Genomic DNA, 13,350 nt, shown 5'->3' on the forward strand with positions numbered 1-13,350 from the left:
TAAAAATTTAAAGCAGTTTTGTTTTTAGTCTGCAAAAGCATTTAATAGTTAATGCAGTATATACTTCTTACTGCTTATCTGTTAGTAAATTTGCACAATCTTTAGTCCATGTAATTAGCTGATAAAAACAACTTATATAACAATATCCAAGTCTAATATAAAGGTTTATTGATATCAACTACATGGCTCTCTCTGTTTTTTGCTTTCTTTAGCTAATTGATTAATAAAATAGTTTCAGTTGAATTAACTACGACTTTGGTATAATGCGTTTAAAATATATCGTAATTGTTTAACATCTAATTGACCTGGTGCCGATGCATTCTTAGCCGCTCCAAAAGTCATTGCTGAACCAAATGTCGAACCAGAAATACGACTAACAGTTCCAAGCCCAGCCATTGACATGGTAATAATCGGCGTGGTTGAGTGTTTTTTGTTCATTTCTGTGGTGGCAGCTAGTAAGGTTAATACATCATCCTCGGTGTTGGGCATAACTGCAATTTTGGGAATGTCTGCGCCAAGTTCTTGCATTTTTTTTAGTCGATAGACAATATCGCTCTTAGATGGCGTTTTTTCAAAATCATGATTTGATACCACAACAAATACCTGATGTTTGTGTGCGACATCGATAATATCTTTTACATAGTCATCACCAATAAACATCTCAACATCAATCAGATCGATAAGCCCACTACAAGCCATTTCTTTATTCAATTGGACATAAGATGTTAATGGCCATGGCTTAGCTCCACCTTCGTTTGCGGTTCTAAAAGTGAATAAAATAGGTTTATTTGGTAGTAAATCTGCTATTTTTTTAGCGACTAACTTTACAGTATTAAGATTATCAACGTGGATAAAGTGATCAACACGCCACTCTAAAACGTCAAAATCAATTGATTGTAAAAACTGTACTTCATCAATTAATTCTGCCTCAGTTTTACCGATAATTGGCACAATAATTTTGGGTGCGCCTGAACCGATTTCAAGTTTTTTGATGGTAAGTGTTTTCATTTTGTATCCTGTTAGCTAAAAATTCCGTTAATAGACCATAATTTTATCTGGTTTTAATTTTGTATTAAATAAAACAGTAGAATGAAGTCATTAGCATAAGAAATTATTTATTAATCATTAAAACCCATTTGCTCTTTCACATATTCAATAGGGGCATCTTCGCCTGTCCAAATTTTTATTTGAGCTGCACCTTGCCATAACATCATGCCAATACCATTTAATATTTTACAACCTTGTTGCTCAGCTATTTCAAGTAGCTTTGTTTTACGCGGACTATAAATACAATCTGTAACGACAAGATCGGGAGTTAACATTGTCGGATCTGTAATTAAGCTTTTTCCTTCTAATGGTTTCATTCCTACACCTGTAGCATTACAAAGTACGACACTATCTGAAATTTCTTTGCGTAGCTTATCTTTATCGGCCAGATCGATAACGCGTACATAACATGGAGTATTTTGATTTAATTTTTTCGCAATAGCTTCTATTTTTGTATAGCACTCATCCTTTTGATTAAAGACAGTGATCTCTTTTACGCCATCAAGAGCAGCTTGCACAACAATGGCTGTTGCAGCCCCTCCAGCGCCTAGGATGGTTATTTTTTTGCCTATCACATCAATGTTGGCTTCTTTGAGCATGCGCATGTAGCCCATTCCATCTGTGTTATAGCCTGTTAAAACACCATTATCGTTTGAAATAGTATTACACGCACCACTCATTTCCACAGCAGGTGTTAACTTATCAAGGTATTGGCAGACTAGTTGCTTGTTGGGCATGGACACGGCACTGCCGCGTAATCCTAATGCTCGAACTCCTTTAATTGCGTCAGGGAGTTTTTTTTGGTCAACTTCAAATGCTAAATAAACATAAGGTATCTTTAATTTAGAATAAATGGTATTTTGCATTTGAGGGGATAAGCTATGGCGAATAGGGTAAGCCATTAAACCAATCAATAAAAAATGTCCGTCGATATTATTTCTCATTAACAACTCTCCACAATAGCCCTACAGTTTAGTTAAGGGTTCTATTTTTAGAATTTTTTATTAACACATTTTTAATTTTATATATATTTATATATAGATGAAAGAGTGAGTATACACTATCGATTGCACTTTCAACATCTATCGCCTAAAATAATAAGTTTTCTTCTTAAATAAGAATTTATTTTATGAATACAGTGCTTGATTTGTTTTCTTCAATAAATGCGGTTGTAGTTGCGGTAATTTGCATGTTAATTTTATCTCTTTGCCGTGTTCATGTCGTTATTAGCTTAATAATTGGCGCATTTGTTGGTGGACTATTTAGCCATTTATCGTTAAAAGAAACCATTGATGCATTTAATACTGGGATCAGCAATGGAGCTAATATTGCACTTTCTTATGCTATGTTAGGTGCGTTTGCAGTGGCAATATCAAAATCTGGCTTACCCGAATTATTGGCTGATAAAGCTATTAAGCAACTTACATCAAGCGATGCCAAAAAACGTATCAAGTGGATTTTGATTGTTATTATTGGGTTAGTAAGTGTTTCATCGCAAAATGTTATTCCTATTCATATTGCTTTTATTCCGCTTTTAATTCCACCGCTTTTATACGTGATGTCCCGCTTACAGCTTGATAGAAGAATGATTGCTTGTATTATGACATTTGGATTAATTACGCCTTATATGTTTTTACCAGTAGGATTTGGGAATATCTTTTTAAATCAAATTTTATTAAAAAATATTACCGCATCAGGAATGGATGTTAGCCATGTAAATGTAATGCATGCAATGGCAATTCCTGCATTAGGCATGTTTGCTGGTCTATTATGGGCTATTTTTGTTAGTTATCGTAAGCCTAGAAAATATAAAATTATTCGTGGAGAGGCAAATCAAGATGCTTTAAAAGATGTGAGTAAGCGCTCTCTTATTGTTTCATTATTGGCGATTATTCTATCTTTTACTGTTCAACTTTATACTGGTTCAATGATTTTAGGTGCCTTAATTGGTTTTATTTGCTTTATTGTGTCGGGTTCGATTAAATGGGGCGAAGCTGATGGCGTTTTTACGGACGGCATCAAAATGATGGCTATGATTGGGTTTGTAATGATTTCAGCGCAAGGTTTTGCCGAAGTGTTAAAACAGACTCATGAAATAGAATCTTTGGTTAACAACAGTGCAGCATTATTTGCTGGTAATAAAGTGATTGCCGCTTTTGTGATGATGCTAATTGGGCTGGTTATTACATTAGGTATTGGATCTTCATTTTCGACAGTTCCTATCATTGCTGCAGTATATGTCCCACTTTGTGTACAACTCGGTTTTTCACCAATTGCCACCGTATGCTTAATTGGTGCATCAGGTGCAATTGGTGATGCGGGATCGCCACCATCAGATACTATTTTAGCGACCTCTTCTGGGCTAAATAGTGATGGGCAACATGATCATATTCGTGATAGTGTTATTCCAACATTTACCCATTTTAATATTCCATTATTTATTGCTGGTTGGATTGGCTCGTTAATTTTATAAGTTAATCCAATTAAATGAATTAAGGTCGTTATTCATTATGAATAAAAAATCATCCCAAAATATTAGAGCTATTTGTGCGCAAGCTATTTTTAATGTGTTAGAAGAAGGACAGTCATTAGGCGCTACATTGACAACTTTAAACCACAAAATAGCCGATAAAGATAAGGCGTTAGTGCAAGAAATCTGTTTTGGTGTGATGCGAGTATTACCAGAACTCAACTTTTATATTCATACCTTGATGAGTAAAGTGTTAACGGGTAAAAATAGAATTTTACATGACCTATTGTTAGTGGGTATTTACCAGATTCTTTATACCCGTATTCCTGCACATGCTGCAGTTGGTGAGACAGTTAATGCGGTCAATACTCTCAAAAAAACACAGCTTAAAGGGGTTGTAAATGGTGTATTGCGTGAGTTTTTGCGCCAACAAACATCATTACAGCAACAATTTATGCAAGACAGCAAGCAACAAAACCAGCAGACATTACACCCAAGTTGGTTATTAACACGCCTTAAGCAGGCCTATCCAGAGCAGTGGCATGCTATTGTTCATGCTAATAATCAAAAGCCACCAATGTGGTTGCGAGTTAATCTTAACCAATATTCAGTAAGTGATTACCAACAACTACTTGCTGAACGACAAATTGAATCTGATAGCTTTCCAGAGTTACCTAGTGCTCTGCGATTATTGTCGCCTATCAATGTAAATAAATTACCCTATTTTGATGAGGGTGCTGTCACGGTACAAGATCTGTCTGCTCAATATGCCGCTTATTTGTTAGCACCGCAAAATGGCGAGCTCATTTTGGATATGTGCGCAGCACCTGGTGGTAAAACCACACATATTTTAGAAGTTGCTCCAAAAGCACAAGTTTTAGCGGTGGATATTGAGCCTAGCCGAGTGAAGCGCATTCACGAAAATTTAACTCGATTAAACTTACATGCCGAAGTTAAAGTTGGTGATGGATTAACCCCAGAACTATGGTGTGAAGGGCAACAATTTGATCGCATTTTACTTGATGCGCCTTGTTCAGCAACAGGCGTTATCCGCCGTCATCCCGATATAAAATGGTTACGCCGAGATAGTGATATCATGCAGTTGACTGAATTACAATACGCTATTTTAACTAAAATCTGGGTTTATTTAAAAACTGGTGGTACTTTGGTTTATGCCACTTGTTCAATCCTACCAGACGAAAATAAATTACAAATTGAGCGTTTTTTGCATGAAAACACCAGTGCCAAATTACAAGGTGAACTTAAACAATTTTTACCTACTGAAAATGGTGGTGATGGTTTCTTTTATGCAGTATTAAAGAAAGTATAATTTGCCCTTTTATTTTTGTTAAAAAGTTTCAGGTAACTATGTGTTTAAGTATAAAAAACTAAAAAAATCACACAATCCTAATTTGGACAATCTTTAGTAGTTGTGATAAATTTTGGGCTTGTTTTATCTTATAAAGATGTTCAGATATGGCTTATACTCTCACCTACAATGATTTACCTGAAAATATCCAACATTGGCAAGGTTTACCGCTGTCATTAAATGGCTGTGAAGTGGTTCCTTTAGATTATAATGCAGGTAAAACAGGCTGGATTATTTATGGTAAAAAGTTAAATAAAACAGTCTTATCAAAGTTCCAAGATCAACTTGCTATGCCAATGGTGATTGTTTCATCATGGAAAATCAAAACTTATCAGATTGTTCGTATTGCAGGGATGATACCTAAAAAAGCTAAATCGATATCATTAGCATTAGGTATTGATGTTGCCCCAATCGATAATTTACCCACGCTACGCTCCCCAGGGTTACTTGTTATGGACATGGATTCGACAGCGATTGGCATTGAATGTATTGATGAACTGGCCAAATTGCATGGTGTAGGGCAGCAAGTTGCAGCGGTAACTGAACAAGCTATGCGTGGTGAACTTGATTTTGCCACAAGTTTGCGAAAACGTGTGGCAACCTTAAAAGGGGCGCATCAATCTATTTTAGATCAAGTTAAAGATAATTTACCACTTACTCCTGGGCTTACTTATTTAGTAAAAGAACTGCATAAAAAAAATTGGCATGTAGCTATTGCCTCAGGCGGTTTTACCTATTTTGCGGATCATTTAAAGCAAAAGTTAAAATTAGTTGACGTTTATGCTAATGAATTAGAAATCAAACATGGAAAATTAACTGGTAAAGTTTCTGGTCAAATTGTTGATGCAAAATATAAAGCAAGGACATTACAACAACTAGCAGCATCGTTGGAAATTCCCATTGAACAAACTGTCGCAATTGGTGATGGAGCCAATGATTTGATGATGATTCGTATTGCTGGTCTAGGTGTTGCTTATCATGGTAAACCTAAAGTTGTCGAAAAAGCACGAATTAGTATTAATTATGCAGATTTAACAGGTTTATGGTGTATTTTATCCACTAGTTTATTAAGTGAAGGTTAGGAGATTAAATTGGCAAAAGCAGTAAAACGTGCTTATGTTTGTAATGATTGTGGAGCAGATTACCCACGTTGGCAAGGGCAATGTAGCTCATGCCATGCTTGGAACACCATTACCGAAGTTAGGCTTGCAAGCACCTCTTCACGTAACGACAGATTAACGGGTTATGCAGGTAGCGGGATTGGGCAAGCTAAAATTCAAAAATTGTCCGAGATCAGTTTAGAGGCACTGCCAAGATTTTCAACTGGTTTTTCAGAATTTGATCGTGTGCTTGGTGGTGGTGTCGTACCGGGGAGTGCCATTCTCATAGGAGGGAATCCCGGAGCAGGTAAAAGTACGTTGTTACTGCAAACCATGAGTAAACTCTCATCACAAATGAATACACTTTATGTTACAGGTGAGGAATCCCTCCAACAAGTTGCAATGCGTGCCCATCGATTAGGGTTACCTGCGGATAATATTAATATGTTGTCCGAAACCAGTATTGAGCAAATCTGTTTATTGGCTGATCAGTCCCAGCCTAAATTAATGGTGATTGACTCTATCCAAGTGATGCACCTTACTGATATCCAATCTTCGCCTGGTAGTGTTGCACAAGTACGCGAAACAGCGGCTTATTTAACTCGTTTTGCTAAAACAAAAGGCATTGCTATTATTATGGTGGGGCATGTTACTAAAGATGGCTCTCTTGCTGGCCCAAAAGTACTTGAGCACTGTATTGACTGTTCAATTTTATTAGATGGTGATGCTGATTCTCGTTTTAGAACTCTACGCAGTCATAAAAACCGTTTTGGAGCAGTAAATGAGCTGGGTGTATTTGCTATGACAGAACAAGGTTTAAAAGAGGTTAGCAACCCATCAGCAATCTTTTTAAGCCGTGGAGATGAAATGCTACCGGGTAGTTCGGTAATGGTATTGTGGGAAGGTACTCGCCCATTACTGGTCGAAATCCAAGCGCTAGTCGATCACTCGATGTATGGTAATCCAAGACGAGTGACTGTAGGATTAGATCAAAATCGGCTTGCATTATTGCTTGCAGTATTGCATAGGCATGGGGGATTGCAAATGGCCGATCAAGATATTTTTGTTAATGTTGTTGGTGGTGTAAAAGTTACCGAAACAAGTGCGGATTTGGCATTGATTGCAGCACTTGTATCAAGTTTTCGCAATCGCCCGTTGCCACAAGATATCGTTATTTTTGGTGAAATTGGTCTTGGTGGCGAAATTCGACCAGTACCAAGCGGACAAGAACGAATTTCTGAAGCGGCTAAACATGGTTTTAAAAAAGCAATTGTACCTATTGCCAATATGCCGAAGAAGAAGCCCGAAAATATGCAGATTTTTGCAGTTAAAAAAGTGTCAGAAGCACTAGATATTTTAGGTGATTTTTAAAAACCAGATAAAATAGTAATAGTTAAAATTAATCCGCCAATAAGATTATCGGCGGATTAAAGTTGGATTCAATTTTATTAAATGAGTTAATATTATTGTTTAATAACAAATTTCATAACAAGGTTGATAAGCGCTTCCTCCTGGCAATTTCATTCGGTTTTGTTTAACAAAACTACGCAATAAATTATCAAGTTGCTGCATAATTTCAATATCACCTTGTAATTTGTATCGACCATTTTCGGCAATTTGCTTCATACCAAATTCTTTAACATTTCCTGCAACAATACCAGAAAACGCACGACGCAAATCAGCGGCTAACAGCTCGACAGGCTGCTCACGATGAAGATTTAATGAGGCCATATTAGCGTGAGTAGGTTCGAAAGTATGTTGTAATGATTCATCAATTTTTAATAGCCAATTAAACCCATAAGCATCGCCTGTTTTTAAGCGTGAAGCTTTAACATGTTTAACACCCTCTTTCATAATACGAGCTACTTGTTCAGGTGAATCGATAATAATTTGATAAAGTTTAGTTGCCTCATCGCCTAATGTGCTACGAATAAAATTATCTATTGAAGCAAAATAATCTTCGCATTCTTTAGGTCCAGTTAAAATAAGAGGTAGGGTTTGGTGTTTATTTGCAGGGTTTAATAAAATACCCAGAATATAAAGCAACTCCTCAGCGGTTCCCGGTCCACCAGGGAAGATAATAATACCATGAGCCATTCGTACAAACGCTTCAAGGCGTTTTTCGATATCGGGCATAATAATCAATTCATTGACTAATGCATTAGGCGGTTCTGCTGCAATAATTGACGGTTCGGTCATACCAATAAAACGGCTTTCTTTATAACGCTGTTGCGCATGACCAACGGCAGCTCCTTTCATTGGTGCTTCCATAACACCTGGACCACAACCAGTACAAATGTTAAGTTCACGCAAACCAAGTTGCATACCGACTTGACGAGCATAATAGTATTCATTTTCGTTAATCGAATGTCCACCCCAGCAGACAACCAAATTTGGCTCTTCACCCACATGGAGCGCATTGGCATTGCGTAAAATAGAAAAAACAAGGTTTGTAATATAAAACGAATGATCCCGTTCAAATTTGAAATCGGAAATAAGCTCTTTAACTGCACTGATTTGACTATTCAAAAAAAGGATATCGCGTAATACTGCAAACAAATTAGCTTGAATTGAACGAATAATCCGACCATCAACAAAAGCGCTTTCTGGAGCATTAACCAACTCTAACTTGACGCCTCGCTCTTTACTAATCACATTAATTTCGAAAGACTGGAATCTATCTAACAGATCTTTTGTATTATCGGTTTTACTACCTGCATTTAGTGTTGCTAACGAACAATTTCTATATAATTTATAAAGTTCGCTATTGGCAGATTTTTTCAGAATATCGACTTCTGCCTGAGCAAGTAAATCCATTGATCCTAATGGGCTAATATGGGTGATCATTACAACCTCCATTTGACTATTTTATCAGCAAGGCGACTATTATATACTTAAACTGACTGAATAGGTAAAGTTGATAAATCTTCTTGATAACAGATTAACAGTTTAAAGTGATACAACAAAATCCAAACAGAATTAAACTCACTAAAGTCTCTACCACTAAACTATGAGTAGATTAAATTAGACTACCTATAATGAATAGAGTAAAGAAAGAGACTTTTATCTTATATCTTTATTAATTTTTTACTAAAACACATAGTAACCTGAAACTTTTTGACAAAAAGTCAATTTATTTTTATCCAATGCTTATTATTAATCAATTCGTTTAATAAAGTGTTTTATCTTAAATCCCATGGCAATCAATGATGCAAAATAGACTAAAATACCCACAATAACCAATAAAAATAATCGCCCGATACGAATCAACATTGAACCAGTTGACCAATCAGGTAATAACTGTGAACCGAACCACAATATTGCAGACATTAGAATTACCGCAATGACGATTTTACTCAAAAAGCAACGCCAACCAGGTTGGGGTTGATAAAGCTGTTTTTTACGCAACTGCCAATATAATAATCCAGCATTAAAGCAAGCGGCTAAGCCAATTGATAGCGAAAGACCAGCATGTTGTAATGGACCAATAAAAGCAAGATTCATTAGCTGTGTTAAAATTAATGTAATAATTGCAATTTTAACTGGTGTTTTAATATCCTGACGCGAATAAAAGGCTGGAGCTAGCACTTTAATCAAAATCAACCCAAGTAGACCTATAGAATAAGCAACTAAGGCTCGCTGTGTCATTAAGGTATCATTTAAGGTAAATTGTCCATATTCAAATAGCGTTGATATAAGTGGGCGAGAAATAACCCCTAATGCAATTGTACTCGGTAGAGCCAATAAAAAACAAAGGCGTAATCCCCAATCTAACAATTCACAATATTGTTTATGATCACCTTTAGAAAAGCTTTTTGCTAATGATGGCAGTAAAATGGTGCCTAATGCTACACCAAGCACTCCAGCAGGAAACTCCATTAAGCGATCAGCATAATACATCCACGAAACCGAGCCTGAAACTAGAAATGAAGCAAAAATAGTATTAATAATTAAAGATATTTGCCCTACAGACACCCCTAAAATTGCTGGTCCCATTTGTTTTAAAACCCGCCAAACACCGCTATCTTTTAAGCTAATACGCGGTAATACTAGCATGCCAATTTTCTTTAAATAAGGTAGCTGGTAAAGCAATTGTAAAATCCCACCAACACCCACCGATACCGCCAGTGCTAATACTGGTGGGTTGAAGTAAGGCGTAAGAAAGAGTGTGAATATAATCATGCTGATATTCAGCAAGGTTGGTACAAATGCGGGGACTGAAAACCGATTCCAAGTATTTAATATCGCCCCAACCAATGAAGCTAGCGATATAAAAAAGATATAAGGAAAGGTTATGCGTAGCATGGTAGTTGCAAGTTCAAATTTTTCAGTTGATTCTTGCATAAATCCAGGCGCAGTTAGCATAATGATAAAAGGCGCAGTGATAACTCCAATTAGCGTGACCAACGCCAAGACTAAAGTTAATAATCCAGCAATATAAGCAATAAATGTGCGAGTTGCCTCAGTTCCTTGTTGATTTTTATATTCAGCCAAAATTGGTACAAACGCTTGTGAAAAAGCGCCTTCTGCAAAAATACGGCGGAGTAAATTAGGAAGTTTAAAAGCAACAAAAAATGCGTCGGTGGCCATACCTGCGCCAAAAAAACGTGCAATAATGGCATCACGCACAAAACCTAATACACGAGACACCATCGTCATTGAGCTGACAGTAGCTAAAGATTTTAAAAGATTCATATTCAAATTATATACAAAGTATACAGCCTAAAACTGATAATGAAGCATAGTCTACAAACTATTACTTTAAATAACCATGCTTTTTTAATAAACTTAATTTTATTGATACCGCCAGCAAATACTGGCGAATGTTTGGTTTAACGATCTTCTTAAGGTGTAAACAGCACGAATTCAACGATATCTTTATAGGCAGGGCGAATAACTAACAATCATCAAAATTGAGTTCTTCAATTCGATAAGCTAATACAAGACATTACTAATAATGTCGCATAAACATCTTTTGGTAAGCCAATCATGTCATAAACACAAAGCCGGAATAGAAATCAACATTGACACAAACGAGAATAAGCAAATAAAGCGCTATTTGAATATATTGAAATCTATTATAATCAAGTTCATCGACATTCCGCCAATGGTTGAATATTGTCACACAAAAATGAAATTAAGTTATATAAGGTGAATACTGCTTAATATTTATTTTGGCGAAAATCTGAAAAAAGAGCATATACCAATTATGAAGATACCAAAAATAGTTATTCTAACCGGTGCCGGTATTTCGGCTGAATCGGGTTTATCAACCTTTCGTGCCCAAAATGGATTATGGGAAGGTTATGATGTTAATGATGTAGCAACTTACGAAGGCTATATACGCAACCCAACAGCGGTACATGATTTTTATAATATGTTACGCCGTAAATTACAAAATCCAGATGTTAAGCCTAATGCAGCCCACTTTGCGCTAGCTGAATTAGAACAGAAATTAGGTAGTGATAACCTCTTAATTGTGACACAAAATGTGGATAACTTACATGAACAAGCTGGCTCTAAAAATATTATTCACATGCATGGTGAATTATTAAAAGTGCGTAATGAAAAAACAGGACAGATAATTGATTGCTTTAACGATGTGGATTATCAACAAAACAAATTCATTCGCCCACATATAGTCTGGTTTGGTGAAATTCCGCTACAAATGGAACAAATTTATGATGCGCTTTCACAAGCTGATTATTTTATATCCATTGGCACATCAGGTAATGTCTATCCTGCTGCTGGTTTTGTACAAATCGCTAACCAAATAAGTGCTAAAACGGTTGAACTTAATTTAGAGCCCAGCTTAGGTGAAAGTCTGTTTCAAACCAAAATTTACGGACCAGCAAGTAAAATTGTTCCTGAATTTATCAAAAAATTCATCTAAAGCAAATTGCTACTTTAGTTGTTTAAGATAATTTTTGTTGCCCAAATTACTCATTTGGGCATGAATCCATTTGGTTCTCTTTTTTACTCGTTCACTTGGTTTAATTGGGCTCCAGCGTCTAGGATTAGGTAATACTGCCGCAAGTAAACTTGCTTGTTGTGACGTTAATTGATTGGCACTTACATTAAAATAATACTGAGAAGCCGCTTCAATGCCAAAAATGCCTTCTCCCCATTCTGCACAGTTTAAATAGACCTCAAGGATACGCTCTTTTGACCAAAAAAGTTCTATCCATAATGTAAACCAAGACTCCATTCCTTTGCGAATCCAACTACGAGTTGGCCATAAAAAGATATTTTTAGCGACTTGCTGAGTAATTGTGCTAGCACCTTTAATCTTTTTGCTATTTTGATTATGATTTAGCGCTAGGCGGATAGCGTTAAAATCAAATCCCCAGTGCACAGGAAAATTTTGATCTTCTGAAGCGATTACCGCAATTTTTATATTATCTGAAATTTCGTCCAAATCTTTCCAGATTCGTTGCTGTGGTGTATTCCAATGCATTATCTTACGTTCTATCATTAGCATAGAACCGAAAGGTGGATTCACCCAACGCATTACTAAGGTCGAAAAGATAGATAATAGCATAAATCCAATTATCGCTTTTTTAGTTATGTTTAAAAATTTTCTGAATAAGGGCTTCATGCTGATTTAGATAAAATAACGTAAAAAATTAGCAAATAAGATACGATATATTATTGATTAAATAAATAACTTTTTATAAATTCAACAAGTTGAAGTGGGTTGTTTATATCCAAAATGGGTAAAAAAGCATCTAACGGCTCATCACTAGCAATAGCCAAGGTAAAATCATCAATAAAAAACGGTTTTTTAACGGAACTTCGGTGACAAATAATTTTAGGAATTTGCTCATCTTTAAAGCCCTCAACTAAAATAATATCAACATCAGAAAATTGATTAATTAAAGTCTGCAAATCGGCAGGTTTATTGGGTGTTTCACAAATTAAAGCGTAACGGTTATCACAAGCCAAAATTGTTTGTAACGATCCAGCTTTACGCAATTTATAGCTATCTTTTCCTGGAATATCAAATTCAACATCGTGATGCGTATGTTTTAAAGTCGCCACCTTAAAGCCCTGCTCAACAAGTAGCGGAATAACCTTTGCCAACAAGGTAGTTTTACCACTACCACTGTAACCACAAATAGCGAGCGTTTTTTTTATATTCATTATTTCTTGGTTCAAAATGGTTATAATCAATTTAAACCTAATATACACTATTTTCTACCTCGAAAGAGATAAAACCAATGCAAAAGCCACTAAAATCACAACTCAAACAACACCACAGTCAACTATAACCGTTTGATTTGATTGAAAAACTTCAATAAAATCAATAGTCTACCTGAACTTTTTTAGAGCAAAACACACTTATAGCACCACAATGCTAATAT

General features: G+C 35.9%; 11 protein-coding genes. 5 read left to right on the forward strand and 6 right to left on the reverse strand.

Going from position 1 to position 13,350, the window contains the following annotated elements; all coding sequences use genetic code 11:
* Window positions 1-243: 243 nt before the first annotated feature.
* Window positions 244-1,008: a type I 3-dehydroquinate dehydratase gene (gene aroD, locus ACGH6Q_RS08430; protein ID WP_411592594.1), complete on the reverse strand. Its 765-nt coding sequence runs from the start codon at window positions 1,006-1,008 to the stop codon at window positions 244-246.
* 110 nt (window positions 1,009-1,118) lie between these two features.
* On the reverse strand, window positions 1,119-1,991 hold the full coding sequence (locus ACGH6Q_RS08435) for a shikimate dehydrogenase (RefSeq protein WP_411592595.1): 873 nt from the start codon (window positions 1,989-1,991) through the stop codon (window positions 1,119-1,121).
* A gap of 185 nt (window positions 1,992-2,176) precedes the next feature.
* Between ACGH6Q_RS08435 and ACGH6Q_RS08440 the strand changes: the two genes are divergently transcribed.
* The 4 genes from ACGH6Q_RS08440 (at window position 2,177) to radA (ending at window position 7,357) form a co-directional block, all read left to right on the forward strand.
* Window positions 2,177-3,520: a Na+/H+ antiporter family protein gene (locus ACGH6Q_RS08440; RefSeq protein ID WP_411592597.1), complete on the forward strand. Its 1,344-nt coding sequence runs from the start codon at window positions 2,177-2,179 to the stop codon at window positions 3,518-3,520.
* A gap of 37 nt (window positions 3,521-3,557) precedes the next feature.
* On the forward strand, window positions 3,558-4,847 hold the full coding sequence (gene rsmB, locus ACGH6Q_RS08445) for a 16S rRNA (cytosine(967)-C(5))-methyltransferase RsmB (protein ID WP_411592598.1): 1,290 nt from the start codon (window positions 3,558-3,560) through the stop codon (window positions 4,845-4,847).
* Window positions 4,848-4,993: 146 nt separating this feature from the next.
* Window positions 4,994-5,968 carry a phosphoserine phosphatase gene (serB, locus tag ACGH6Q_RS08450; protein ID WP_411592599.1) on the forward strand — a complete coding sequence of 325 codons (975 nt, stop codon included), beginning with the start codon at window positions 4,994-4,996 and terminating at the stop codon, window positions 5,966-5,968.
* Window positions 5,969-5,977: 9 nt separating this feature from the next.
* The gene (gene radA, locus ACGH6Q_RS08455) at window positions 5,978-7,357 is read left to right on the forward strand and encodes a DNA repair protein RadA (protein WP_065626240.1); all 1,380 of its coding nucleotides are present in this window, start codon (window positions 5,978-5,980) and stop codon (window positions 7,355-7,357) included.
* Window positions 7,358-7,456: 99 nt separating this feature from the next.
* Here the strand turns inward: radA and ppnN are convergent, their stop codons facing one another.
* Both ppnN and murJ read right to left on the reverse strand, forming a co-directional pair.
* Entirely contained in the window at window positions 7,457-8,833 is a 1,377-nt protein-coding gene (gene ppnN / locus ACGH6Q_RS08460; RefSeq protein WP_034913512.1) for a nucleotide 5'-monophosphate nucleosidase PpnN, read from the reverse strand.
* Window positions 8,834-9,142: 309 nt separating this feature from the next.
* Complete coding sequence (gene murJ / locus ACGH6Q_RS08465; protein WP_411592600.1) at window positions 9,143-10,681, reverse strand: murein biosynthesis integral membrane protein MurJ; 1,539 nt, start codon at window positions 10,679-10,681, stop codon at window positions 9,143-9,145.
* Window positions 10,682-11,195: 514 nt separating this feature from the next.
* Between murJ and cobB the strand changes: the two genes are divergently transcribed.
* Window positions 11,196-11,879 (forward strand): Sir2 family NAD+-dependent deacetylase, encoded by a 684-nt coding sequence (cobB, locus tag ACGH6Q_RS08470; RefSeq protein ID WP_174798930.1) that lies wholly within the window; start codon window positions 11,196-11,198, stop codon window positions 11,877-11,879.
* A 9-nt stretch (window positions 11,880-11,888) separates the two neighbouring features.
* Here the strand turns inward: cobB and mtgA are convergent, their stop codons facing one another.
* Window positions 11,889-12,584 carry a monofunctional biosynthetic peptidoglycan transglycosylase gene (gene mtgA / locus ACGH6Q_RS08475; RefSeq protein ID WP_411592602.1) on the reverse strand — a complete coding sequence of 232 codons (696 nt, stop codon included), beginning with the start codon at window positions 12,582-12,584 and terminating at the stop codon, window positions 11,889-11,891.
* Window positions 12,585-12,634: 50 nt separating this feature from the next.
* On the reverse strand, window positions 12,635-13,129 hold the full coding sequence (gene mobB, locus ACGH6Q_RS08480; protein ID WP_411592603.1) for a molybdopterin-guanine dinucleotide biosynthesis protein B: 495 nt from the start codon (window positions 13,127-13,129) through the stop codon (window positions 12,635-12,637).
* Window positions 13,130-13,350 lie beyond the last annotated feature (221 nt).

Source organism: Gilliamella sp. BG2, assembly GCF_046635645.1.
Taxonomy (GTDB): domain Bacteria; phylum Pseudomonadota; class Gammaproteobacteria; order Enterobacterales; family Orbaceae; genus Gilliamella; species Gilliamella bombi.

Coding starts and splice junctions, on each gene's coding strand:
- aroD (WP_411592594.1), bottom strand. CDS start 1,008: ATGAAAACACTTACCATCAAAAAACTTGAAATCGGTTCAGGCGCACCC.
- ACGH6Q_RS08435 (WP_411592595.1), bottom strand. CDS start 1,991: ATGAGAAATAATATCGACGGACATTTTTTATTGATTGGTTTAATGGCT.
- ACGH6Q_RS08440 (WP_411592597.1), top strand. CDS start 2,177: ATGAATACAGTGCTTGATTTGTTTTCTTCAATAAATGCGGTTGTAGTT.
- rsmB (WP_411592598.1), top strand. CDS start 3,558: ATGAATAAAAAATCATCCCAAAATATTAGAGCTATTTGTGCGCAAGCT.
- serB (WP_411592599.1), top strand. CDS start 4,994: ATGGCTTATACTCTCACCTACAATGATTTACCTGAAAATATCCAACAT.
- ppnN (WP_034913512.1), bottom strand. CDS start 8,833: ATGATCACCCATATTAGCCCATTAGGATCAATGGATTTACTTGCTCAG.
- murJ (WP_411592600.1), bottom strand. CDS start 10,681: ATGAATCTTTTAAAATCTTTAGCTACTGTCAGCTCAATGACGATGGTG.
- cobB (WP_174798930.1), top strand. CDS start 11,196: ATGAAGATACCAAAAATAGTTATTCTAACCGGTGCCGGTATTTCGGCT.
- mtgA (WP_411592602.1), bottom strand. CDS start 12,584: ATGAAGCCCTTATTCAGAAAATTTTTAAACATAACTAAAAAAGCGATA.
- mobB (WP_411592603.1), bottom strand. CDS start 13,129: ATGAATATAAAAAAAACGCTCGCTATTTGTGGTTACAGTGGTAGTGGT.